This window comes from Lentzea sp. NBC_00516 (genome assembly GCF_036346835.1).
GTDB lineage: Bacteria > Actinomycetota > Actinomycetes > Mycobacteriales > Pseudonocardiaceae > Lentzea > Lentzea sokolovensis.
On sequence record NZ_CP107840.1, the window covers coordinates 8425795 to 8449769 of the forward strand.

Genomic DNA, 23975 nt, shown 5'->3' on the forward strand with positions numbered 1-23975 from the left:
AGGAAGGGCAGCAACCAGGTCCTCGGTACGTGCGGCCTGGCCGTCCACTGTGGACCAGTAGGAAGTCGTCCTGGTCGACCGGCGCACCGGTGATGTCGCGGACGGCTGGTCACTTCGTGGCCGGCCGAACCCCGCAGAACTAGAATTCTCCCGCATTTCGCGCCGCTAACTTGGTCCTCGTTCCAGCGAACGCAGAACTGGGGACGACCGGCCGTTCCGTCGACGAGGCCGGCCTCCAGCCGCACCTGGAGGTGGCTCGCTTGCGCATGAAGACACATCCCAGATCGGAACGGGCGTACGGGCACGCGGTCGGGGCCGCCTCATGATGCCGCTGTTGTCGCCGACCCGCGAGGTGGCGCGGTCGTGTCCGGAGTTCTCGGTGGTGCTCGGTCCTGACTACGCGGGCAAGTCCACGCTGCTCTCCGAGCTGGCGACCCACGACGTGCAGTGTGTGTCCTACGACGACAGCTTCGTCCGGCCGGAGTGCTCTCTGGTCAACGACCTGCGGGACGGGTTCGTCAGCCGGGCCGTGCGCGGCTTGGGCACCGCGTACTCGACCGACTTCGTGATCACGCTGCTCCAGACCTCTGTCGTCTACCTGCGAGACCAGGCCGTCCAAGCGGACTCGGACAGGCCGGTGGTCGTGGACTCCTACTACTACAAGGTTCTCGCCAAGTGCGTGCTGGCCGGGATGGTCAACGACGACCTGTTCGCCTGGTGGCGGACGTTTCCCCGGCCGAGCAGGGTGATCTACCTCGACGTCGATCCCGAGACGGCCTGGCGGCGCAGCGGCGAGGGCGCCCTGCTCAACCCGTTCGAGCACTACGGCCAGGTTCCCACCTGGGACGGGTTCCAGCGGTTCCAGACCGATCTGCGGCTGCTGATGATCAACGAGATCGGTGCGGTGCCGATGAGCCTGCTGGACGCGACCACCGGGGTCGGACAGACGGTCGCCGCGGTTCGACGAACGCTGAGGAGCGGCGATGCCGAACAACTGGACCGCTGACGACGTCGAACGGTACCGCGACAGGGTGTTGTCCGAACGGGACGGATTCCTGCGCGACCTGGCCTCGCCGTCGGCGACCCGGCAGCGGGTGCTCGAGGAGCTGGTGTCCGCGAACGCCGGAACCGCTTTCGGGCTGGAGCACGACTTCAAGAACATCCACGACTGGAACGACTTCCGGGCCGCTGTGCCGATCCGCGACTACGACGCGCTGGCGCCGTGGATCGACCGCGCGGCCGGCGGCGAACGCGGCGTGCTGTCCGCGGACGACCCGGTCGTGTACTTCATGAGCAGCGGCAGCACCGGTGACAGCAAGAAGATCCCGATCACTCGCGAGTTCATGCGCACCGGGTTCTTCCCGCCGTTCTACGCGGCTTGGGCCCCCTTCGTCGAGCACTACCCGGAGATCGTGGCCACCGACGCCAGCACGCTCAACCTCAAGTTCGACCCCGTGCACCGAACCGCGACCACCAAGTCCGGTAAGCCCCACCTGGGGGCCAGCCAGGTCGACTTCGGGACCGCGTTCGGCGAGCCGCTCTCCGCCGAGCCCGGTTCGCGGGCCCCGTGGGGCGAACTGCCGGTACCGGTCGAGGACACCGACTACCTGGAGAAAGCCTATCTGAGGCTGCGACTGGCCGTCGAGCACGACGTGCGGTGCGTCATCGGCATCAATCCCGCCATGGTCGCGGCCGTTCCGCACCAACTCGGCCAGTGGTGGCCGCGCATCGTGCGGGAACTGCGGGACGGCACGCTGGGCGGCCACCCGTACGGCGAACCCAACCCGGCCCGTGCCGATGAGCTGGAACGGCTCGCCCGATACTTCGGCACCCTGCTGCCCGCGCACGTCTGGCCCAACTTCCGGCTGATCTTCTGCTGGACCACCGGCCTGGCCTCGCTGTACCTGCCTCACCTCGCCGCGAGCTTCGGCCCGGACGTCATGGCGCTGCCCGCGCCGGTGGCCGCTTCGGAGGGCTTCGTCGCGGTCGGCGTCGACCGGCACCCGGTGGCCTGTTCTCCCGCGCTCGGCGCCGCCGTCCACGAGTTCGCCGACGCCGACACCGACCTGGCGGCCGACAGCACGACGATGTCGTTCGAGGAGCTCGAGGTCGGCCGGGAGTACCACGTCGTGCTCAGCCACGTCGGCGGCCTCTACCGGTACGCGCTCGGCGACGTGGTCAGGGTGGTGGACAGGAAGCACGGAATGCCCAGGGTCTGCTACGCGGGCCGCAACACCCTGTCGGACGTGGCGGGCGAGCGGCTGCGCGAGTCGCACGTGGTGCGGGCGCTGCGGATCGCCCTGGACGCGGGCGGGCTGGCGGTGCGCAACGCCACGTGCCGCCCGGTCACCCCGGACGACTCGGCGACTCCTCGCTACGAGTTCGCGTTGTCGCCACAGCAGAACCTGGGTGCGGCCGAGACCTCCGCGCTCGCCTCCGCGCTGGACGACGCGTTGCGCGTGCTGTCCGCGGACTACGAGGCGGCGCGCGCAACGGGCAGGCTCGGCGAGCCGGTGCTGCACGTGCTCACCGCGGACGCGTTCGCGTGGGACTGGCAGGCCAGGGTCGAGTCGGGAATCCGGCCCGCTCAGGTGAAGGACCGCGTGTTCCAGCGAGACGACGTGGCGTGGCGGCGGTTGCTGGAACGCACCGTCCACTGAGGACGAACCGGAACCGGAGAAGGGGAACACATTGAGCCTGCAGGACTTCGACGCGGTCGCCAGGACATCGCTGCTGACCACCGCGTTGCGCACCAAGGAAAGCACTCGGCCGGACCGCCTCTACGAAGACCCGTACGCGGCCGCCCTGGCGGGTGAGGTGGGTGTCGCGCTGTTCGACGAGGTCGCTCGCCTCACCTCGCGGAACCGGGAACAGCCCGCGGAAGACGGCCGGAAGCTGCCCAACACCCTGGACTACAACGCCATCCGCACCCGGTTCATCGACGACTGGCTGGCGGCCGCACTGGCGCCGGGGGACATCGATCAGGTCGTGATCGGCGCCGCCGGCATGGACACCAGGGCCTATCGGTTGTCCTGGCCGCACCCGGTGGACGTCTACGAGCTGGACCGGCCCGCCGTGCTCGACCTCAAGCAGTCCGCACTCGCCGGGTACGAGCCCGCGGAGCGGGTGCGGCGGCACCTGGTCCGCAGCGACCTGGTGACCGACGACTGGCGCGCCGATCTGACCGCGGCCGGTTTCGACCCCGGCCGCCCGGCCGTGTGGCTGCTGGAAGGCGTCCTGTACTACCTGGCGGAGGCCGACACCCGAGTGGTGCTCGACGAGCTGGGACAGTTCGCCGTCCCCGGCAGCCCGTTCATCTGCGACCTGATCAACGAGGTCGCGCTGTCCGCGCCGTCGACGCAGAAGCTGCTCGGACTGTTCGCCGACTGGGGTTCGCCCTGGCTGTTCGGCGACGACGAGCCGGAGCGGCTGCTCGCCTCGTACGGGTTCGACGTGGCCGCCGTGCAGCCGGGTGAACCCGGCGCGCACTACGGTCGCTGGCAGGACACCGTGGTCGCCCGCGACGAACCGGGCATCCCCAGGGTGTTCTACGTGCACGGAAAGAAGGTCTGAGCCGATGCCCACCGCGGTGGTCGTCGGTGGCGGGGTGGCCGGGCTGGTCGCCGCACTCGCCCTGCGTCCTCTCGGCTACGACGTCCAGGTCCTCGACCGGGAAGCCGACGCGGCTCCGGAGTCCGTGGACCGGGCCAACTCCGACTGGGTCCGGCCGACAGTGCCGCAGGCCCTGCACTCGCACTCCTTCACCAGCCTCGGCATCGGCCTGCTGCGTGATCGTGACCCCGGGGTCTACGACGCACTGCTGCGGGCCGGAGCCGAGGAGATCGATCTCAGATCGGTGGCGCCCCCCGCGCTGCGGGAATCGTTGCCGGACATGGACGACACCGAACTGCTCGCGCTCGCCTGCCGCCGCCGGACCTTCGACTCGGTCCTGGCGACCACGGCACGCCGATCAGGAGTCGTGGTGCGGCACGACGTGACAGTGCGCGGGGTGGAACTGTCCGAAATGGACATACCGCGCGTCACGGGGGTGCGGCTTGCCGATCACGGGACACTCGCCGCCGATCTGGTCCTCGACGCGACCGGACGCCACGCGGAGTCCCGCCGGTGGCTGACCGCCGCCGGGATTCCCGTCGCCACCGACCAGGCGTGGCCCAGTGAAGCCACCGTCTACACCAGGTTCTACCGCAGGCTCGGCGCGCAGTGGCCGGGTCTGTTGAACCGGGGCAACGCGGGTGGCGGGATCTTCGGGCACTACATGGCTTTCGTGCATCCCGGCGACAACGGCACGTTCTCCGTCAGCATCGGTGTGCTGCCCGACGACCCGGTGCTGAAGGCGGTCCGAGGCGAGGCGGCCTTCGCCGCCGTGCTGGCCGCCACCCCGTTGCTCGCGCCGTGGATCGCCGAGGGCGCGAGCGAACCGATTTCCCCCGTGTACGCCATCAACGCGCCCAAGAACACCGTGCGCGGCGTGGCCACGACCAGGCAGCGTCCCGTGCACGGACTGTTCCAGCTCGGTGACGCCGCCTGCACCACCAACCCGCTCTACGGGCGCGGCGTCTCCCTGGCCGTCGCGCACGCCTACCAGCTCGCTGACGTGCTCGCCGGGACACCCGAGGTCGGCGAGAAGCAGAGCATCCTGGCCGCGGAACTCACCGAGACGTTGCTGGTCCCGTGGGTGCACCAAGCAGCCGACGACGACCTCGAGCGGATCCGCGTCTGGCGAACCGCCGTGCACGGCGAGCAGTTCCCGCCGCTGGACGCCGACCGCCTCGGGCTCGCTGCGGCCGCCCGCGCGTCGTTCTTCGACGCCGAGGTGTGGTACCGGCTGGCCAGGGTGCTGATGTCGCTGGGCAGGCCGGAGCACTTCTACGGCGACCCCGCCCTGCGCGCCCGCGTCCGTGCCGCGCTCGACGGCCGGACACTGCCCGCCGTCCCCGCCCCCGGTCGCGCCGAGCTGGTCGAAGTGATCGAGGAGGCCGGACGATGACCAAGGTCCTCATCGCGCCGGTCACCATCACGCCGACCAAAGCCCTCACCCCCAGTCACCTCAAAGGACTGCTGTGGGTGGACGTCATGTACCGGGCGACGTCGCTGGTGGCCGAGACGACCTACCGGTACAGCAACACCACCTACAACGTCACAGGACAGACGTTGGGATACTGGGAGTTCCTGGACCGCACGTTCGGCGACGTCGACTACTCCGAACACGACGAGGAACGGCTCGGCGAGCTCTACGTCCGCTACCAGGCGGAGGAACAACGCGCCCCGTTCTCGGCGCTCGCACCGTACCTGCGGGCGGTGGAGGACACCGGCTGGGTCCACCCGGCCAGCACCCGGCTGCTGCACCTGTGGACTGACTACTACTCCGCCCTCGGCATGCACGACCCAGGACTCACCGCGGTGCAACACCCCGCCGTGGACCTGGAGGAGCTGATCGACCACCTGGCCTCGCGCGACCTGTGCCTGGACCACCGGCGTGACGGTGGACCGGTCTACCTCGACCTGACCAGGGACGGCCTGCCGCTGCGGCAGATCGTCAACAGCCAACGGCAGCCCAACTACCTCGCCTGCGCACTGCGCGAACTGGTACCACTGGTGAACGACTTCGACGAGACCGTGCTGGTGCACGACCGCGAACTCACCGAGGACTACGTGCTGCTGCAACGGGCACTCGGCGCGCTGGGCTCCTCCACCGTGCGCGTGGCCGTCGACCGGGTTCCGATCGACGGCGTGATCAAGTCCAGTCGTTTCGGTGGCTGGCAAGGACACACGATGCCCGCGATGCTCGACGCCTGCGGCCAGGTCGAGCCCGACGTGCTCAGGCTGGGGATGCGCCTGTACTTCATCGCCGTGGTCGGCAAGGGCAGCGGACAGTCGTTCCGCGCCGACCTGCTGCGGCAGAGCATGGACCGCGCTCGCCGGCTGCTGGAGGCCGACGTCCCCCGGCTGGCCGCCCCGGACCTGGCCGAGTTCGTCGGACGCAACCGCGGCGCCACCCTGCACGTGGACCCCTACCGGCTGACCTCGGCGATGCTGCGCAAACACGCGAAGCCACCGGTACCGGACCTGGTCGAACAGGTGTACCGCTGATGTTCACCCAAGAGCTGCTGCGCGCCGAACTGGGCCGTCGTGTCCAGGCAGCCACCGCCGGCCCCGACTCCGTCGTGCTCCCGCCGCCCGCGCCACCCGACCTCGTCGAGCTGTCCGCAGCCACCCAGGACACCTCCGACGTGGCGGCCATCGCCGTGCTCCGCGAGTTCGATCCCGCCACGTTCGCCCGATCGGTCGTGGAGTTCGCCTCCGGTGTGAACGGCGAGCCGCGCGGTGCCTGGTTCGGCGCGTTCACCCGCACCTTGTTCCTGGCGGGCAATCCGGCCAACCTCGTCGACCGGTTTCCCTGCGACCACCTGGCCGAGGACGGGTCGATCGCCTGGTTCGGCCCGGCCCCGGCCGCCCGGACCACCGGACTGCGGCGCCTGCTCAAGAAGTTCGACGGCGCACGGGAACTGGCGCTGCCACCGGTCGTCCCGATCGACCTGCCAGGGACCGGCGCGGGCACCGAACACCGGCTCCAGGTCGCCACCGCGGGCGTGACCATGGCCGACTACCTCGTGCACGTCAACCACGTACTGGCCGAAGCGGTGCTGACCAGGGTGATCCGCCCCGGAGACCGGCTGACGCTCTCGCACGTGCCCAGACTCGGCACCGCGACCGCCCCGTACTCGGTGCTGCGCGTGCACCTGGACACCGCCGACCGCACCCGGCTGCGCGCCTACGCCCACCTGACGGCGCACGACACCGGCTGCGCACCGACACGCAGGAAAGCGAGCGACCTGTGACCCACTCGATCACCGAGCCGAGCCCTCACGGCCGGACCTTCCGATACGCCCTGCCCAACGGTTGGTCGTTCCTGATGCACTTCGGATCGGACGGCGACACGCTCCGCATGGAAGGACTCACCGGCGAGCACGTCGGACAGGTGGCCGACTTCGACATCACGGTGGCCAGGATCGCCTCCGGGGTGCACTTCATCAGCTGGATCAAGCCGGACGGCGACTCGGTGAGCCACGTGCACGACTACAACACCAACACGGTGCACGCGTTCTGGGCGGCGGGGCAGGAGAACGGGGAGCGCATCGGCAGGTCCACCACTGGAACGATCCACGAACACCTGATATGAGTCGTGGCGATCCCGGTGGTGCGGGGCTACGCCGGGTTCTCCGCGACGGCGAGGTAGTCCGTGTAGATCTGCGGCGAGCCCGAGAACGAGGCCAGCTGCTTCCACTCCTCGTACATCTGCTTGGTGTCGCGGTGGGCGGCCGCGAACTCCGCGCCCTTGTCGGTGGCGATGTCGGGCTCGGGGTAGAAGACGTCCAGCGCGTCCAGGCTCGCGATCTCCATCATCATCACGTACTGGTCGAGGCGGTTGCCCCGCTCGCCCTTGAGCACGTGGAACCGCCAGTCCGGGTAGTCGTCGATCCGGTGGTGGTTCTCGGCGATGAAGCGGTCGAACATCTCCTCGGTCACACCGGCCCGCAACGCCAGGTTGTGGATCCCGACGACCCTGGCGACGGGTTCTTCCCCCGGACGGTCGCGGTAGCGGGGGCCGGGCGTGACCGTGCTCCGCGGATTGTCGGCCAGCAGCCGGTAGTCGGTGAACAACGTGGGCAGCTCACCGAACGTGCCCAGCCGCCGCCATCGCGCCAGCACAGCCTCCGCCTCGGGGTGCCGCACCCAGAACTGCCGGGCCAGTTCGGTCTGCTCACCCCGGGCCGTGACGTAGCGGTCGCGTTGCTCGGCGCTCTCGATCTCGTACAACATCAGGTACTGCCCGGCCCGCTCGCCGCGCAACCCGCGCAGCAGAGTCCACCGCCACCCTGGGTACAAGGGCAGGTGAACGCCTTCACCACGCACGAAGGTCTCGAACTCCTCCGGAGTGACACCAGCCTCCGTGTCGATGGCGATGTACTGGAAGGTGAACACCGACGAGCGTCCCATTGCGTCCAATCCTCGGGCCAGGAAAGGGGAACGCGCGTCCGACAAGCACGACTCCCCTGAACCACATCCTGCCAGTTCCAGACACCGTACGAGCAGTAGAAGGCCCGCAACCGAGGCGGTCCCAGCCATCAGCGGGGGGTCCGGGGGCTTGCCCCCGGCTGGGGTCTGGGGGCTCGGCCCCCAGAAAACGCCCGAAGGCGACCCGGTTCGCGCACTCCGCGAACACGAATCGCCTTCGTCTTTGGTGCCCCCGGCAGGATTCGAACCTGCGCTCCCGCCTCCGGAGGGCGGTGCTCTATCCCCTGAGCTACGGGGGCCGTAGCTACGTGGAAGATCCTAGCGCATTGGCGCGACTGTGTTTCACACCCACCCCCAGCGGTGGTGGAGCGTGGCCTTGGTCACCACCCTGTGGGACTGGGAATACCCCGGATTGCACTCATGCGCATGTCGCTATATGTTCCGAAGCATGGGTCATGGGCACGGACACGGATCGGCGTCGGCGAGCGGGCAGCACGCCGGCAAGCTGTGGATCGCGTTCGGCATCGGCGCGGTCTTCATGGTGGTGGAGTTCGTCGTGGGGTTCGCGACGTCCTCGCTCGCCTTGATCTCCGATGCCGCGCACATGCTCACCGACGTGCTCGGGGTCGGCATGGCGCTGGCCGCGATCATGGTGGCCAAGCGGGCCAAGGCCGGGAAGAACCGGACGTTCGGGTTCTACCGGGCCGAGGTGCTGGCGGCGCTGGCTAACGCCGTTCTGCTGTTCGGGGTGGCGGGCTACGTCATCTACGAGGCCGTCGGGCGGTTTCAGGACCCACCGGACGTGCCCGGCTGGCCGGTGTTGATCGCTGCCACGCTCGGACTGGCGGCGAACCTCGTCAGCTTCAGCGTCCTCAAGGAGGGCGCGAAGGAGAGCATCAACGTCAAGGGTGCGTATCTGGAGGTGCTCGCCGACCTGATCGGGTCGGTGGGTGTGCTGATCTCGGCGCTGGTCATGATCACTACGGGCTGGAAGTACGCGGACCCGATCATGGGTGTGCTGATCGGTGTGTGGGTGTTGCCGCGGACGTACAACCTCGCCAAGAACGCCCTGCACATCCTGTTCCAGCACGCGCCGGAGCGGTTGGACGTCACCGAGATGCAGAAGGCGCTCAACCAGCTTCCCGGGGTCACCGAGGCGCACGACCTGCACGTGTGGACGCTGACCAGCGGCATGGAGGTGGCTTCGGCTCACCTCACGACCGCGGAGAACGCCGACCACGAGAACGTGCTCAAGGCCGCTCAGTCGTTGCTGGCGACCAGGTACCACATCGAGCACGCGACTCTGCAGGTCGAGGGTGGCTCGTCAGCGCAGCGGTGCAGGGAGCTTTCGTGGTGAGCCAGGCAGGTCGCGGATCCCGTCCTTAGTGGATTGCGTGCCCGTTCGTGACGGAACGACCGGGTTGCGGGGTTGTGGCACCGCGACCCACACTCGGCCTCGTTCGAACGGCACCACAAGGGCCTCCCCAGTCACTGCAGACGAATCGTCAAGATCTCATCGAAGTATGTCTTAAAGGGATAGATCCTTTCAGGTGAACGGGAAAGGCCGCGTTCCGTGACGGAACGCGGCCTTCCTCATCGCAACCTTGATCAGTTAGGCGTTACAGCCCAGCGCACTGTCCTGCCTTCGGCCCCTTCACGTCGTTCGCGAAGCCGTTGTTCGACGGGGCGGGGGTGTTGCCCGTGCAGGACAACGGCCCGCCGACCGAGGTGGCCGCCACCACTGACCTGGTCTTGTTCGAGGTCAGTGACACAGGGCCACCGACCGTCGAGTTCTCGACCGCGACCTCCGTCGAGGAACCGTGCACCGACACCGGACCGCCCACGCGAGTGCCCACGAGCACCACGGAGGCCGCGTCCGCCGCCGACAGCGGGCCCTTGATCTCTCCGCCGAAGACGTAGAGCGTCGCGCCCTTCTGCACCGTCACCGGGCCGTTCACCGTCGCACCGTCCACATAGGTCACGCCCTTGACCTGCAGCGGACCGTTGACGGTGCCGGTCACCGTGGTGGTGGCCGCCGGCAGCGGCTTCGACATCAGCTCGAACTCGGCCAGGGCCACGTCGCCGGAGAACTCCAGCCGGTAGAAGTTGTACCGGCCGGGCGAGGCGATCTTGAACGAGCGCGTGTACTGCTGCCACTGGAAGTTCTCGCCGGAACGCTTGTCGACCGTCGACCACGTCTTGCCGTCGTAGGAGCCCTTCAGCTCCCAGGCGGAAGGCGACGTGCCCGTCTTGGCGTTGGTCAACGTGTAGAACTCCGCCTTCTCCTTCACGTCCGCGGCCTTGAAGTCGAAGGACTTCACCACAGCGGAGGTCGAGGAGCTGTTGTCGGTCAGCGCACCGACGGCAACGCCGGAAGCCACGTCGCGCAACGGCGTCGGAACCGCGTCACCGGTGGTGATCGAGTCCGGCACGTCGTTGACGCCGGTGCCCCAGGCAGAAGGCTTCGGGCCCATGTCGAAGTCGATCGTGGCACCGGCCGCGAGCACGTCGTGCGGCAGCGACGTCTTGTTCCACGCCTTGCCGTTGACCTTCACGCCCTGCACGTAGATGTTCTTCGCGTTGTTCTTCGGCGCGTTGATGACGAGCTTCTTGCCGTTCTCCAGCTTCACGGTCGCCTTGGTGAACAGCGGCGAACCGATCGCGTAGGCCGGCTTGCCCATCTGCAACGGGTAGAAGCCCAGCGACGAGAACAGGTACCAGGCCGACATCTCGCCGTTGTCCTCGTCACCGGCGTAGCCCTGGCCCTGCTGCGAGCCCACGTACAGGCGCGACAGGATCTCGCGCACCTTCTCCTGGGTGCCGGAGGGCTTGCCCGCGTAGTTGTACATGTAGGCGATGTGGTGCGACGGCTGGTTGGAGTGGCCGTACTGGCCCATCCGCACGTCCCGCGCCTCGATCATCTCGTGGATCACGCCGCCGTAGCCGCCGGGGAACTTCGCGGTCTCCGGCAGGGTGAAGAACGAGTCGAGCTTCTGCGCCAGCTTGTCCCGTCCGCCGTACAGGTTCGCGAGACCCTGCCCGTCGTGCGGCACCGTGAACGCCATGTTCCAGCCGTTCGTCTCGGTGTAGTCGTAGCGCCAGTCCTGCGGGTTGTACTTCGCCGGGTCCTCGACCCGCCAGGAGCCGTCGACGTTGCGGTTCTGGAAGAAGTCGATCCGCTTGTCGAACGTCAGCACGTAGTTCTGGGCGCGGTTGAGGAAGTACTCGTACTCCTCCGCGTACCGCTTCTCGCCCGTCTTCTCGTGCAGTGCCTTCGCCATCGACGCGATGCCGAAGTCGTTGACGTAGCCCTCGATCGCCCACGACCACGCCTCGTCGAGCTGGTCGTTGCCGGTGTAGCCGAGGAAGATCGACTTGTCCATGCCCTTGCGGCCGACGTTGTTGCTCGGCGGCACGACGGACGCGTTCTTCACCGCGGCGTCGTAGGCGGCCTTGATGTCGAAGTTCGACACGCCCTTCAGGTACGCGTCGGCGAACGCCACGTCGGAGCTCGTGCCGGTCATCAGGTCCGCGTAACCGGGGGAGGACCAGCGCGAGATCCAGCCGCCGTCCTTGTACTGCTGGACGAAGCCCTCGGCCATCTCACCCGCCTGCGACGGGGTGAACAACGAGTAGGCGGGCCAGGTCGTGCGGTAGGTGTCCCAGAACCCGTTGTTGACGTAGACCTTGCCGTCCACGATCTTCGCGCCCGTCTGCGTGGGCGTGCTCGGACCGGTCGCGGGCGCCACCGGGGACGCATACTTGATCTTGCCGCCGACGTTCTCGAAGCCCGAGTTCGGGTAGAGGTAGAGGCGGTACATGTTGGAGTACATCGTGATCAGCTGCTCTTCGGACGCGCCCTCGACCGTGATGATGCCGAGGATCTTGTCCCACGCGGCCTGCGCGCGGTCGCGCACCGAGTCGAACGTGTCCGTGCCGCTGACCTCTTGTTCGAGGTTGGACTTCGCCTGGTCGACGGAGATCAGCGAGGTGGCGATCCGCAGCTCGACGGTCTTGTCGCCGAACGAGAAGTAGCCGCCCACGTTGTCACGGCCCGCGCCGGTCAGCCGGCCGCTCGCCGTGACCGCCTTGTCCACCTTGCCGTAGACGAACAGTCGGGTCGCGCCGGTGGAGAGGCCGCTCTTGACGTCCGAGTAGCCCGTGACGACACCGGAAGCGGCGTCGAGGGTGACACCACCGAGGTTGTTCACGTTGTCGAACACGAGGTTCTTCTGGCCGGTGTCGGCGAACGTGAACCGGAACACCGCCGCGTGGTCGGTCGGCGCGATCTCGGTCTTCATGCCGTTCTCGAAGGTCACGCCGTAGTAGTGCGCCTTCGCGACCTCGTTGTCGTGCTTGAACGGCAGCGCACGCAGCGCGCGGTCCTGGGTCGGCGCCTTGTCCGAAGGCATGACCTGGAACGTCTGGCGGTCACCCATCCACGGGCTGGGCTCGTGGGACGTCGTGAACGCCTGCAGCGTCGGCAGGTTCTGCGCGTTGTTGCGCTGCGCGTACTCGTACAGCCAGCTCTGCGAACCCGCGTTGGTCATCGGGGTCCAGAAGTTGAAGCCGTGCGGCACCGCGGTCGCCGGGAAGTTGTTGCCCCGCGAGAACGAGCCGTTCGAGTTCGTGCCACGGGTGGTCAGCACGTAGTCGGAAGGCTTCGCGTACTGCTTGGTGACGACGTCGCCGATGCGGATGTCGTCGTACCAGGCGCCGAAGTCCGTCGGGCCCTTCGGGCTGTCGAAGGCGACCAGGATCCGCTTGATCGTCTTGCCGGCCGCGACGGCGCCGATCGTGGACGCCACCTTGTTCCACTGGCTCGCGTAGAGGAACTTGCCCGCGCCCTGGCCCTGCGGCGACAGAACGGCGCCGTGCTGGTCGACCGCCTTGAGGTCGCTCAGGTACGTGCCGTCGGAGAACGCGAGGTCGACCGACGAGTACGTGCTCGGGTAGTTCAGGTTGTCGGTCACGAACTCCGGGAAGATCATGTACGACAGCTCGGTCTTGGCGCTGACGGGGATGTCGACGTCGAAGACCTTGTTGTAGCTGTAGGCGCGGCCCTCGGTCGTCTGCCGGCCCTGCGTGCGGAACGACTTCACGCCCGTCCAGCCGGCGCGCGACTTGGAGGTGTAGCCGCTCGTGGGTCCGGAGCCGACGACGCTGCGCATGTTCGGCGACGGGGGTGTCGTGGAGCCGTCGGAGAGCTGCCACTCCGCGAGCTGAATGATGTTCGTGGAGCCGTTGTTCAGCGTGATGTCGAGCTTGTACCAGCTGTAGGACCCCGGCGTCGTGACGTCGTAGGTCTTCGTCTGGAAGCGCTCGGAGAACGTCTCACCGGCGCGGGTGTCGAGCACGGTCCAGTCGGTGCCGTTGGTCGAGCCCTGCACGGTCCAGTTCTTGGGGTCGCGCTCCGGCGAGTCGTTCGCCGAGGACAGCGCGTACTTCTTGATGTTCTGGGCGGCGGGGAACTTGTACGTCACCCAGCCGGTGGTGGCGAACACCAGCCACTTCGAGTTGACCGTGCCGTCCCAGAGGTTGTCGGCGACCTCGCCGGACTCCGCGTACTCGCCGTTGGCCGTCGCCTTCTCGACCTTGTCGGACACGTTGCCCGGGATGCCGGAGCCGTCCGAGCCGATCACGCCCGAGGCCTTCGGCTTGCCCGACGCGTCGGTCTCGACGGTGTTGGACCACGACGGTTGTGGTTGACCGTCCTCAAAGGACGACGAAAAACCCACTCCTGGCTCCTCTGGTGCGGCGGCCGCGTAGCCGTTGGTGACGCCACACACCAGTGTCGCAGTGATCGCAACGCTCAACAGAGTTCTGGTTCGTCTCTTCCCCAGTTGCCTCATTGCAACCCTTCCGCCGCCTAGCCCTGCCCCTTTTGGGTGGGAGCGTTTCGGCACCTGACATCGTTGTCAAGGGACAGGACAGGAATTGTCGCGCAACCTGTCTTCTCAACAGTTGCGCGCAAAGCGAGTGGATCAAGATCTAGAATCGGCCGGTGAGCGACCGCAAGCCGCCAGAGGTGGGTACACCGGCGGGCATGCGCGTGCTCAACCAACGCGCCGTGCTCGATCGGCTGCGCCGTCTGGGTGCGGCCACCCGCCCGCGGATAGCCAAGGACACCGGGCTGTCCAAGCCCACCGTCGGGCAGGCGCTGGTCGATCTCGAACGTCACGGCCTGGTGCGCCCGACCGGCCGCACGACCACCGGTCCTGGCCGCTCCGCGGTGGTCTACGAGCCGAATCCCTCCGCCGGGTACGTGCTGGGCGTCGACATCGGCCGTGAACGGATCCGGGCGGCGCTGGCCGATCTGGGCGGGTCCGTGGTGGCCCGCGTGGACGTGCGCAACCGCAGCCGATCGGCCGCCGCCCTGGTGCGCACCGTGACCGGCCTGGCCGAGCGCACGGTGGCGGACGCTGGGATCGCTCTCACGGACGTCGTGGTGAAGGTGATCGGCAGCCCCGGTGTGATCGACCAACGCTCGCGGGTCGTGCGGCACGCGCCGCAACTGCCGGGCTGGGAGTCGCTCGGTGTGCTGGACGGCCTGGAATCGGCGCTCGGGCCGGTGATGGTCGTGGAGAACGACGCGAACCTGGCCGCGTTGGGGGAGCACGTCTACGGGGCGGCCAAGGACGCGCGCGTGTTCGTGTGCGCGACGGTCGGCACCGGTGTCGGCATGGGCATCGTCGTGAACGGCGTGCTGTTCCGCGGCGCGCACGGGGCGGCCGGCGAGGTCGGTTTCCTGCCGTACGGTGAGTCCGCTTCGGACGTCCGTCGTGGACAGTTCGAGGACGCGGCGTCGGCGGAATCCGTTGTGGAGCTGGCGCGGGAGCGCGGGCTGACGGCGCGCTCGGCCCGTGAGGTGTTCGGTCTCGCGCGCAAAGGCGACGAACAGGCGTTGGAGATCGTGCGGCTGGAAGCGGAACGGCTCGCGTTCCTCGTCGCCGCCGTGGCCGCGGTGATCGATCCGGAACTGGTCGTGCTGGGCGGTGGTGTCGGGTCGAACGTCGACCTGCTGCTCGCTCCGCTGGAGGCGACGCTGCGCACGATGACACCGCTGGCGCCCCCGATCGTGGCGGGCTCGCTGGGCGACGGCGCGGTGCTGTCCGGAGCACTCGCGATGGGCCTGGCGGCGGCACGTGAATTGGTCTTTGAAGTTACTCTCTGAGAGTAGTTGAGCAGACCTCACCTGGTAATTCACTCAATTGTCGTAGCTGTTAACGGTGTTATGTGGCTTAGCGTTACCGGCACCTCCACCTGGAGGGTTGTGTCCTTCCGTTGCAAGGGGAGTCGGTAGGGGGATGCGGGGGACGTAGCCCCCTACCGGCCGTGCACTGGGCAGGTGCCGCGCCCGCACCACCATCAGCCTGCCCAGTGCAGCAACGGCTAACGAGGTGTCGGCCGGTGGACGTTCTCCGCCGTCGACTCGTGGTGGGTGGAGTCCGCGATCCACGCCCCTGGGATGGACGCGTCGAGCACGCCGTCCTCGAGCCACGTGTAGTTGCCGTCGAGGACCTGCCTGGCCAGCACCTGGTCGCTGTCGTCGGTGTTCTTCCAGAGCTTCTCGAACAGCTCGTCGACCCGGATCCGCGCCTGCTTGGCGAACGCGTCCGCGAGCGCCTGCGCGTTGGGGTTCTCGTCCTGCGCGGCCCGCACGCACGCGGCGCTGATCGCGAACAGCTCGGCCCCGATGTCCACGATCCGGCTCAGGAACCGCTGCTTGCGCTCCATCTTCCCCTGCCACCGCGACATCGCGTAGAACGTCTGCCGCGCCAGCTTGCGCGCCGACCGTTCGACGAACCGCAGGTGCTTGGCGAGCGGCCCGAACTCGGTGTAGCCGGCCGGGGTCTGCCCCTTGCCGACGACGAGCGTCGGCAGCCACTTGGCGTAGAACCCGCCTGCCTTGGCCGCCGCCTTCATCTTCGCGTTGCGGTCGGCGTCCGGGTCGATGATGTCACCGGCGACGCTGAGATGCGCGTCGACGGCCTCGCGCGCGATCAGCAGGTGCATGATCTCCGTCGAGCCCTCGAAGATGCGGTTGATGCGGAGGTCCCGCAGGACCTGCTCGGCCGCGACACCGCGTTCTCCGCGCGCAGCCTGGCTCTCCGCCGTCTCGTAGCCGCGGCCGCCGCGGATCTGGACCAGTTCGTCGGCCACCAGCCAGGCCTTCTCGGACGCGTAGAGCTTCGCGAGGGCGGCCTCGATGCGGATGTCGTGCTTGCCGGCGTCCGCGAGCTCGGAACTGAGGTCCAGCACCGCTTCCAGCGCGTACGCCGTGGCGGCGATGTAGGCGATCTTGCCCGCGACGGCCTCGTGCTTGCCGACCGGCAGGCCCCACTGGATGCGCGCGCCCGACCACTCGCGGGCGATCTTGAGGCACCACTTGGCGCTTCCCGCGCAGAGGGCGGGGAGGCTCAGCCGGCCGGTGTTCAGGGTGGCCAGCGCGATCTTGAGACCGGCGCCCTCCTTGCCGATGACGTTCTTCTTGGGCACCCGGACGTTGTGGAACCTGGTCACGCCGTTCTCCAGGCCGCGCAGGCCCATGAACGCGTTGCGGTTCTCGACGGTGATGCCCTCGGCGTCGGCTTCCACGACGAACGCCGTGATGCCCTTGTCCGGCACCTGGGCCATGACGACCAGGAGATCGGCCACGACTCCGTTGGTGGTCCACAGCTTCACGCCGTCGAGGATGTAATCGTCGCCGTCCGGCCTCGCGATGGTGCCGAGCCTGGCCGGGTCGGAGCCGACGTCCGGTTCGGTGAGCAGGAACGCGGTGATCTCGCCCTTGGCGCACCGGGGCAGGAACTCTTGCTTCTGCTCCGGGCTGCCGAACATCGCGACGGGCTGCGGGACGCCGATGGACTGGTGCGCGGACAGCATGGCGCCGATCGCCGGACTGGCAGAGCCGACGAGCATCAGGGCCTTGTTGTAGTAGACCTGGGTCAGCCCGATGCCGCCGTACTCGGGCTTGATCTTCATGCCGAACGCGCCGAGGTCCTTGAGGCCCTTCAGGACTTCGTCGGGGATCTGGGCGTCGCGTTCGATGACGGTGTTGTCGATGTGGGACTCGGTGAACTTCCGGAGCTTCTCGAGGAACGCCTCGCCGCGTGCGCGGTCCTCGGCGGTGCCGCTCGGATGCGGGTGGATGAGGTCGATGCGGAAGTGACCGAGGAAGAGCTCCTTGCCGAAACTCGGTCGCTGCCAGCGGGTTTCCCGTGCTTGTTCGGCGACCTGCCTGGCCGCGCGCTCGTCGACGGTCATGGGTTACCTCCCAGTAGGTGTGACCCACGTTACTCGGGGGTAGGCGGATGTCCACCTGCTCGCGGGGTGAAACCAGGTAACGGAAGGCCGCCCTTTCGGGGCGGCCGTGCGGGTCTAGTTGCGTGCGTCGGTCGCGTTCCAGCGGGGTTGGTCGCGTTCCTGACGTTCCGTCGCCTTGCGAGGGTGGGCGCGCGGGTCGTGACGAAGTGCGGGGTTGCGATTGGGGCTTGACCTTGAGCCTCTAGCTGGGCGCGTAGTCGGCCTCAAAGACCGGGGTTCACAGAGCCCCGGCCGAGCCCAGACAGGGTGGCGCCCAGCCCCTCAAGGTCAAGCCCCAATCGCCATGAGCGGAGTACACCGCTACCCGGCGCCCTAGGTTCAGACGGCTCGCTCCGCATCGCCACGCCAGGCCTCGTACGTGGTTGCCTTGCCTCGGCGGGCGCCTGGTGGCACCGCGCGGGTCTCGTTGCGGTGGCTGGTTCCTGTGCCAGCGGAGGGTTGCTTGCGTCGGTTGGCGCTGTGCGAACCCGGACAAGCGAAAGGGCCGCCCGACGAACGGACGGCCCTCTCAAAGCGACAAGTGACACCTGGTTACGGCAGCGGTGCGGCTCCGCGCTTCGCCAGGTAGTCCTTCATCAGCTCGGTCTCGGCGGACTGCGACTTCAACATGTTGTCGGACAGCGTCCTCACGACCGACTGACCGGCGGCGGTCGAGGCGTACTCGGCCATCGGTGCCCCGCCCGTGTGGTGGCGGAGCATGAGCTGCAGCCAGTAGACGTCGAAATCGCGTCCGGCCGGCATCGTGCGCAGCTTGGTGAGTTCCTCGGTCGTGGCCATGCCGGGCATCAGCGGTTTGCCCGCTTCCGGCGTGGTGGCGCCGTGGCCGTGCACTCCGGCGGCGTCCATCCACTTCATGTAGACGCCGGAGATGTTCTGCTCGTGCTCGTTCCACATCATCAGCCAGCCCTTCATCCGCCCCACCTGTTCGAGCTGGGTGGAGGAGATGTCGAACGCGAGCTGGCGGATGTCCGGTTCGGTCGAGCGGTCCCTGGCCAGGTTCGCCATCTGGATGCCCTGAAGGTGGTGCACGGACATGTCCTGGCAGAAACCGACGTCCACGGAGCCGGAGGCCGGAACCGCGGCGGACGAGGACGAGCCGGGGAGTTTCACGAGCAGGCCCACCGCCGCGCCCAGCAGGAGCACGGCTAGGACCGCGGCGCCGATCACGAGGGTCCGAGCCACCCCTGACGGGCGGTCGGACACCTCGGTCTCGTCGGTGTCGGCAGGAACGGACATCAGCTCGACGGCGGCGTCGAGACGGAGTCCGACGCGGGCGGCGTGCTGGCGTTCGGCTGGCCCTCGGTGACGGACTCGTCCTTGCCGCCGTCCATCGGCACGGCGTCGGCGCCCGGCTTCTCGGCCACGAACGGGGCCGGGTTCGACAGGAACTGCGGGTTCTCGCAGGACGCGCCGACCTCGGGGTAGGTGTTCGGGTTGCGCAGCAGCGAGGAGATGAACTGGTCGACTCGCTCGTCGTCGGCCTTCTCGAGCTTCAGCTGGTGGCCCCAGGACTGCAGCGAGATCGGCTTGTCGAGGCCGGGGAACGGCGAGAGCGCCATGTACGGGATGCCCTCGACCTTGACCTTGAGCTTGTTGAGCGCGTCGTCCTTGACCTGGTCCGGGTTGTACGCGATCCAGACCGCGCCGTGCTCCAGGCCGTGGACGATGTTCTCCGTGCGGATGGCCTTGTCGTAGACGACACCGGTGCAGTCGGCCCACGTGGCGTCGTGCGGACCGCCGAAGGCGGGGGTCTGGTCGTAGGCGACCCGCTGGGTCGGCTGGACGTGGCGGGAGCCCTTGTACTCCTTGATCACGACGCCCGCGAGCGCGGTCGACGGGTCCTTGTTCGTGTCCGAGGGCTTCCACTTGGCCAGGGCGGCCTCTTTGACGTTGTTCGCGTGGATCTGCGAGTACGCATACCCGAAAACACCGCCCGCGAGGCCCAGCACCGCGATGACCGCGATGATCGTGCCCCACGGCTTCGGCTTGCTCGCCACCACCGAGGAACGGGCTGCGGCCACGCTGTTGCGTGTGGCCTTCGTCTTCTTGCCGCTGGTCATGTCCGCCTCAGATGTCGTCCTGGTCAACCGGCGCCAGTGTAGGGACATCGTGTCTGATCACTGTCAGCGCAGGGCGATACCACGTCCGCGTTAACACTTGCCGTCTCACCCTCCGAGACCCGGTAACCCGGTCGAGACCTGCGACAACGCATCTCTAAACTGTTCCAGCGTGACCCCTGAAGCGCTCGCCGATCTGGTCCGGACCACGGTTGCCCAGTTGCTGGCCGACCGACGTCTGGACGCCTCCGCACTTCCGGAGCAGGTGACGGTCGAGCGACCCAGGAACCCCGAGCACGGCGACTACGCCACGAACATCGCGCTGCAGCTCGCCAAGAAGGCCGGCGTGCAGCCGCGCGAGTTCGCGACGTGGCTGGCCGAGGCTCTGCTGGCCCAGCCCGCCATCGCGAAGGCCGACGTCGCCGGTCCCGGCTTCCTGAACCTCACGATCGCCACCGAGGCCCAGGGAGCGATCGTTCGCGCGGCGCTGGAGGACTTCTACGGCACGGGCGCCGAGCTGGCGAACAAGCGGATCAACCTCGAGTTCGTCTCCGCGAACCCCACCGGCCCCATCCACCTCGGCGGCGCGCGCTGGGCGGCCGTCGGCAGCGCGCTCGGCGAGATCCTGCGGGCCCGTGGCGCCGAGGTCGTCCGCGAGTACTACTTCAACGACGCCGGCGCGCAGATTGACAGGTTCGTCCGGTCGCTGATCGCCGCCGCCAAGGGCGAGCCGGCCCCCGAGGACGGCTACGCGGGCACGTACGTGAGCGACATCGCCGCCGAGGTCCTGCGCCGCGAACCGGGTGCGCTGAGCGACCCCGAGACGGTGCGCAGCGTCGGTGTCGGGCTCATGTTCGAGGAGATCAAGAGCAGCCTGCACGACTTCCGCACCGACTTCGACGTCTACTTCCACGAGGACTCGCTGCACCAGAGCGGCCGCGTGGACGAGGCGATCGCGAAGCTGAAGGCGAACGGCTCGCTGTACGAGAAGGACGGCGCCTGGTGGCTGCGGTCCACGGACTTCGGTGACGACAAGGACCGCGTCGTCCTCAAGAGCGACGGCAACCCGGCCTACATCGCGGGCGACATCGCGTACCTCGTCGACAAGCGCGGGCGCGGCTTCGACTTGTGCATCTACATGCTCGGCGCCGACCACCACGGCTACATCGCGCGCCTCAAGGCCTCCGCCGCCGCCCTGGGCGACGACCCGGACAGCGTCGAGGTGCTGATCGGCCAGATGGTGAACCTCGTCAGCGACGGCCAGCCCGTCCGGATGAGCAAACGCGCGGGCACCGTCATCACGATGGAGGACCTGGTCGGCGCGGTCGGCGTGGACGCGGCGCGCTACGCCATGATCCGGTCGAGCGTCGACTCCAGCCTCGACATCGACCTCGACCTGCTGCAGAAGCACGACAGCGAGAACCCCGTCTACTACGTGCAGTACGCGCACGCCCGCATCTCGGGGGTGCTGCGCCACGCCGCGGACCTCGGCGTCACGCAGGGAGACGACCTCTCGCTGCTGGTGCACGAGCGCGAGGGCGACCTGATCCGCACCATCGGTGAGTTCCCCAGGGTGGTGGCGACCGCGGCCGAGCTGCGCGAACCCCACCGGGTGGCGAGGTACCTCGAAGAACTCGCCGGGTCCTTCCACCGCTTCTACGACCGCAGGAACGGCGTGCGCGTGCTTCCCCAGGGCGACGAGGAGACCACTCCGTTGCACCGGGCGAGGCTCACGCTCTGCGCCGCCACCAGGCATGTTTTCGGAGCGGGCCTCGGCCTGCTCGGCGTCACCGCACCGGAGCGAATGTAAATGCGAGCACATCCCGCTGGACCTCGGCACGCCGACGTCATGGCACCCGGCAACACCGCCGGAGACCGCCCCTCGACCGCCGACCAGCTCGACTACCTGCACCCGACCGTCTGGCCCCGCAACGCATCGCGCAACGCTTCCGGCGTCGTGGAGCTCGCGGGCGTGGACGTGCGCGGGCTCGCGGAGCAGTACGGCACCCCGTTGTTCGTCATGGACGAACAGGACTTCCGCGCGCGTTGCCGCGAGCACGCCGAGGCGTTCGGCGACCCGACGCTCGTGCACTACGCCTCGAAGGCGTTCCTGAGCGTGCAGGTCGCGAAGTGGGTGGCCGAAGAAGGCCTCTCGATCGACGTCTGCAGCGGCGGCGAGCTCGCCATCGCTCTGCGCGCGAACTTCCCGGCCGAGCGCATCGCGTTGCACGGCAACAACAAGAGCGTTCCCGAACTGATCGCGGCCGTCGAGGCCGGCGTCGGCGGGATCGTGCTCGACTCGTACCACGAGATCGCGCGCCTCGACCAGATCGCGCGCGACCGCGGTGTGGTGCAGAAGGTGCTGATCCGCGTGACGGTCGGCGTCGAGGCCCACACGCACGAGTTCATCGCGACCGCGCACGAGGACCAGAAGTTCGGCTTCTCGCTGTCCTCCGGCGACGCGGCCGAGGCGGTGCGCCGCGTGCTGAAGGCCAGTGGCCTCGAGCTCGTCGGCCTGCACAGCCACATCGGCTCGCAGATCTTCGACGCGTCCGGTTTCGAGGTCGCCGCGCGCCGCGTGATCGGCCTGCTCGCCGAGATCCGCGCCGAGCACGGTGACATCCCGTCGTTGAACGTCGTCGACCTCGGCGGCGGACTCGGCATCGCCTACACGCCGGACGACGACCCGCCCCCACCCGCCGAGCTCGCGCGGCAGCTGCACAACATCGTGCAGAAGGAGTGCGAGCACAACGGCTTGAGCATGCCTCGCATCGCGGTCGAGCCCGGCCGCGCGATCGTCGGCCCCGGCACGGTCACCGTGTACGAGGTCGGGACGATCAAGGACATCGAACTGGACGGTGGCGCGCGACGCCGGTACGTCAGCGTCGACGGCGGCATGAGCGACAACATCCGCACTGCTCTGTACGACGCGGTCTACGACTGCAAGCTCGTCTCCCGTGCCGCCGAGCCCGAGTCGCGGGCAGTGCTGTGCCGTGTCGTCGGCAAGCACTGCGAGTCCGGTGACATCGTCGTTCGCGACTGCTGGCTGCCCGACGACCTCGCGCCGGGGGACCTGGTTGCGATCGCCGCCACAGGGGCCTACTGCTACTCGATGGCGAGCGGGTACAACCGACTTCCACGGCCCGCGCTCGCCGCGGTGACCGACGGAGAGGCGCGGCTGCTGCTGCGTCGCGAGACCGAGGACGACCTGTTCCGTCTGGAGGTGTAGGCAGTGTCAGTCAAAGAGGCGGGCTCCGTGAAACCTATTCGTGTCGCGTTGCTCGGTTGCGGCACGGTGGGCACGGAGGTAGTCCGGCTGCTGACGGACCAGGCCGAGGACCTCACCCAGCGCATCGGCGCGCCGGTTGAGCTCGCGGGCATCGCCGTGCGCAGGCCGAACAAGCACCGTGAGGTACCGGAGCACCTGCTCACCACGGATGCCGCGGCGCTGGTGAAGTCGGACGACGTGGACGTCATCGTCGAGGTCATCGGCGGCATCGACCCGACGCGCGGCCTTCTGCTGGAGGCGCTGCGCAACGGCAAGTCCGTCGTCACGGCGAACAAGGCGCTGCTGGCCGAACACGGCCCGGACCTGTTCGAGGCGGCCGACGCGTCCGGTGCGGACCTGTACTTCGAGGCCGCCGTCGCCGGCGCGATCCCGTTGCTGCGCCCGTTGCGGGAATCCCTTGCGGGAGACCGGATCACGCGTGTCATGGGCATCGTGAACGGCACGACGAACTTCATCCTGTCCGCGATGGACGCCACCGGCGCGGGCTACAACGAGACGCTCGAAGAGGCCTCGCGCCTCGGTTACGCCGAGGCCGACCCGACCGCGGACGTCGACGGGTTCGACGCCGCGTCGAAGGCCGCGATCCTTGCGTCCCTTGCGTTCCACACCCGCGTGACGGCTTCGGACGTCTACCGCGAGGGCATCCGCGCGGTGTCCGCTGCGGACATCGCGGCCGCCAAGGGCCTCGGCCGCACGGTGAAACTGCTCGCGATCTGCGAGCGCGTCACCAGTCCGTCCGGCCAGGAATCAGTCGCCGTTCGAGTGCACCCGGCGATGATCCCCAGGACGCATCCGCTGGCCTCGGTCAACGGCGCGTTCAACGCGGTGTTCGTCGAGGCAGACGCGGCGGGGGAGATGATGTTCTACGGGCAGGGTGCCGGTGGCGCCCCCACGGCGAGCGCGGTCGTCGGCGACCTGGTCGCCGTGGCGCGCAACATGGTCGCGAGCGGGCACGGCCCGCGTGAGTCCGCCTACGCCGCGCTTTCCGCGCAGCCCATGGGGAACACGCCGACCCGCTACCACATCAGCCTCGACGTGGCCGACAAGCCCGGTGTCCTTTCCCAGGTCGCCGCGGTGTTCGCCGAGCACGACGTGAGCATCGCCGCGGTGCGCCAGGAAGGCCGCATCGAGGACGCCAGTCTCGTGATCGTCACGCACGCGGCTACCGACGCCGCGCTGCGGTCCACTGTGGACAAAATCGGTGGCCTCCCCGTGGTGCGGGACGTCGTCAGCGTCATGAGGGTGGAGGGCGAAGAGTGAGCCCA

General features: G+C 68.4%; 17 protein-coding genes and 1 tRNA gene. 12 read left to right on the plus strand and 6 right to left on the minus strand.

Features of this window, described 5'->3' with window-relative positions; all coding sequences use genetic code 11:
• The first annotated feature begins 322 nt into the window (after positions 1-322).
• Genes OG205_RS38975 through OG205_RS39005 form a run of 7 tightly spaced genes read left to right on the plus strand, consistent with a single transcriptional unit; the run spans position 323 to position 7201 of the window.
• The gene (locus OG205_RS38975; protein ID WP_330272825.1) at positions 323-1006 is read left to right on the plus strand and encodes a hypothetical protein; all 684 of its coding nucleotides are present in this window, start codon (positions 323-325) and stop codon (positions 1004-1006) included.
• Complete coding sequence (locus OG205_RS38980; RefSeq protein ID WP_330272826.1) at positions 984-2660, plus strand: GH3 auxin-responsive promoter family protein; 1677 nt, start codon at positions 984-986, stop codon at positions 2658-2660. The genes OG205_RS38975 and OG205_RS38980 overlap by 23 nt, the downstream gene beginning before the upstream one ends.
• A 31-nt stretch (positions 2661-2691) precedes the next feature.
• Positions 2692-3573, plus strand: coding sequence for an SAM-dependent methyltransferase (locus OG205_RS38985; protein WP_330272827.1), 882 nt, complete (start codon positions 2692-2694; stop codon positions 3571-3573).
• Positions 3574-3577: 4 nt separating this feature from the next.
• Positions 3578-5008 (plus strand): NAD(P)/FAD-dependent oxidoreductase, encoded by a 1431-nt coding sequence (locus OG205_RS38990; RefSeq protein ID WP_330272828.1) that lies wholly within the window; start codon positions 3578-3580, stop codon positions 5006-5008.
• The gene (locus OG205_RS38995) at positions 5005-6111 is read left to right on the plus strand and encodes a hypothetical protein (protein ID WP_330272829.1); all 1107 of its coding nucleotides are present in this window, start codon (positions 5005-5007) and stop codon (positions 6109-6111) included. The genes OG205_RS38990 and OG205_RS38995 overlap by 4 nt, the downstream gene beginning before the upstream one ends.
• On the plus strand, positions 6111-6860 hold the full coding sequence (locus OG205_RS39000; protein WP_330272830.1) for a DUF6182 family protein: 750 nt from the start codon (positions 6111-6113) through the stop codon (positions 6858-6860). Before OG205_RS38995 ends, OG205_RS39000 begins: the two co-directional genes overlap by 1 nt.
• Positions 6857-7201 carry a phenolic acid decarboxylase gene (locus OG205_RS39005; protein WP_330272831.1) on the plus strand — a complete coding sequence of 115 codons (345 nt, stop codon included), beginning with the start codon at positions 6857-6859 and terminating at the stop codon, positions 7199-7201. Before OG205_RS39000 ends, OG205_RS39005 begins: the two co-directional genes overlap by 4 nt.
• A gap of 26 nt (positions 7202-7227) precedes the next feature.
• Here the strand turns inward: OG205_RS39005 and OG205_RS39010 are convergent, their stop codons facing one another.
• Both OG205_RS39010 and OG205_RS39015 read right to left on the minus strand, forming a co-directional pair.
• Entirely contained in the window at positions 7228-8019 is a 792-nt protein-coding gene (locus tag OG205_RS39010) for a hypothetical protein (RefSeq protein ID WP_330272832.1), read from the minus strand.
• Positions 8020-8261: 242 nt separating this feature from the next.
• Positions 8262-8336 (minus strand) — tRNA-Arg (locus tag OG205_RS39015).
• Between the two features lie 149 nt (positions 8337-8485).
• Here OG205_RS39015 and OG205_RS39020 point away from each other — a divergent pair.
• Positions 8486-9394 carry a cation diffusion facilitator family transporter gene (locus OG205_RS39020; RefSeq protein ID WP_330272833.1) on the plus strand — a complete coding sequence of 303 codons (909 nt, stop codon included), beginning with the start codon at positions 8486-8488 and terminating at the stop codon, positions 9392-9394.
• Positions 9395-9656: 262 nt separating this feature from the next.
• Here the strand turns inward: OG205_RS39020 and OG205_RS39025 are convergent, their stop codons facing one another.
• Positions 9657-13889 carry a GH92 family glycosyl hydrolase gene (locus OG205_RS39025; protein ID WP_330272834.1) on the minus strand — a complete coding sequence of 1411 codons (4233 nt, stop codon included), beginning with the start codon at positions 13887-13889 and terminating at the stop codon, positions 9657-9659.
• Positions 13890-14041: 152 nt separating this feature from the next.
• On the opposite strand from OG205_RS39025, the gene OG205_RS39030 reads away from it, so the two are divergent.
• Positions 14042-15211 carry an ROK family transcriptional regulator gene (locus OG205_RS39030; protein ID WP_330272835.1) on the plus strand — a complete coding sequence of 390 codons (1170 nt, stop codon included), beginning with the start codon at positions 14042-14044 and terminating at the stop codon, positions 15209-15211.
• Between the two features lie 218 nt (positions 15212-15429).
• Here the strand turns inward: OG205_RS39030 and OG205_RS39035 are convergent, their stop codons facing one another.
• From OG205_RS39035 to OG205_RS39045, 3 genes are all read right to left on the minus strand, one after another.
• A complete protein-coding gene (locus OG205_RS39035) occupies positions 15430-17304 on the minus strand; it encodes an acyl-CoA dehydrogenase family protein (protein ID WP_330272836.1) in 1875 nt (624 codons plus the stop codon).
• A 591-nt stretch (positions 17305-17895) separates the two neighbouring features.
• Entirely contained in the window at positions 17896-18600 is a 705-nt protein-coding gene (locus OG205_RS39040) for a DUF305 domain-containing protein (protein ID WP_330272837.1), read from the minus strand.
• Complete coding sequence (locus OG205_RS39045; protein ID WP_330278322.1) at positions 18600-19424, minus strand: DUF3105 domain-containing protein; 825 nt, start codon at positions 19422-19424, stop codon at positions 18600-18602. The genes OG205_RS39040 and OG205_RS39045 overlap by 1 nt, the downstream gene beginning before the upstream one ends.
• Before the next feature lie 169 nt (positions 19425-19593).
• Between OG205_RS39045 and argS the strand changes: the two genes are divergently transcribed.
• The 3 genes from argS to OG205_RS39060 are packed head-to-tail and all read left to right on the plus strand — an operon-like array spanning position 19594 to position 23970.
• Positions 19594-21231: an arginine--tRNA ligase gene (argS, locus tag OG205_RS39050; protein WP_330272838.1), complete on the plus strand. Its 1638-nt coding sequence runs from the start codon at positions 19594-19596 to the stop codon at positions 21229-21231.
• Positions 21232-22650, plus strand: coding sequence for a diaminopimelate decarboxylase (lysA, locus tag OG205_RS39055; protein ID WP_330272839.1), 1419 nt, complete (start codon positions 21232-21234; stop codon positions 22648-22650).
• A 3-nt stretch (positions 22651-22653) separates the two neighbouring features.
• Entirely contained in the window at positions 22654-23970 is a 1317-nt protein-coding gene (locus OG205_RS39060) for a homoserine dehydrogenase (protein ID WP_330272840.1), read from the plus strand.
• Positions 23971-23975: the final 5 nt, after the last annotated feature.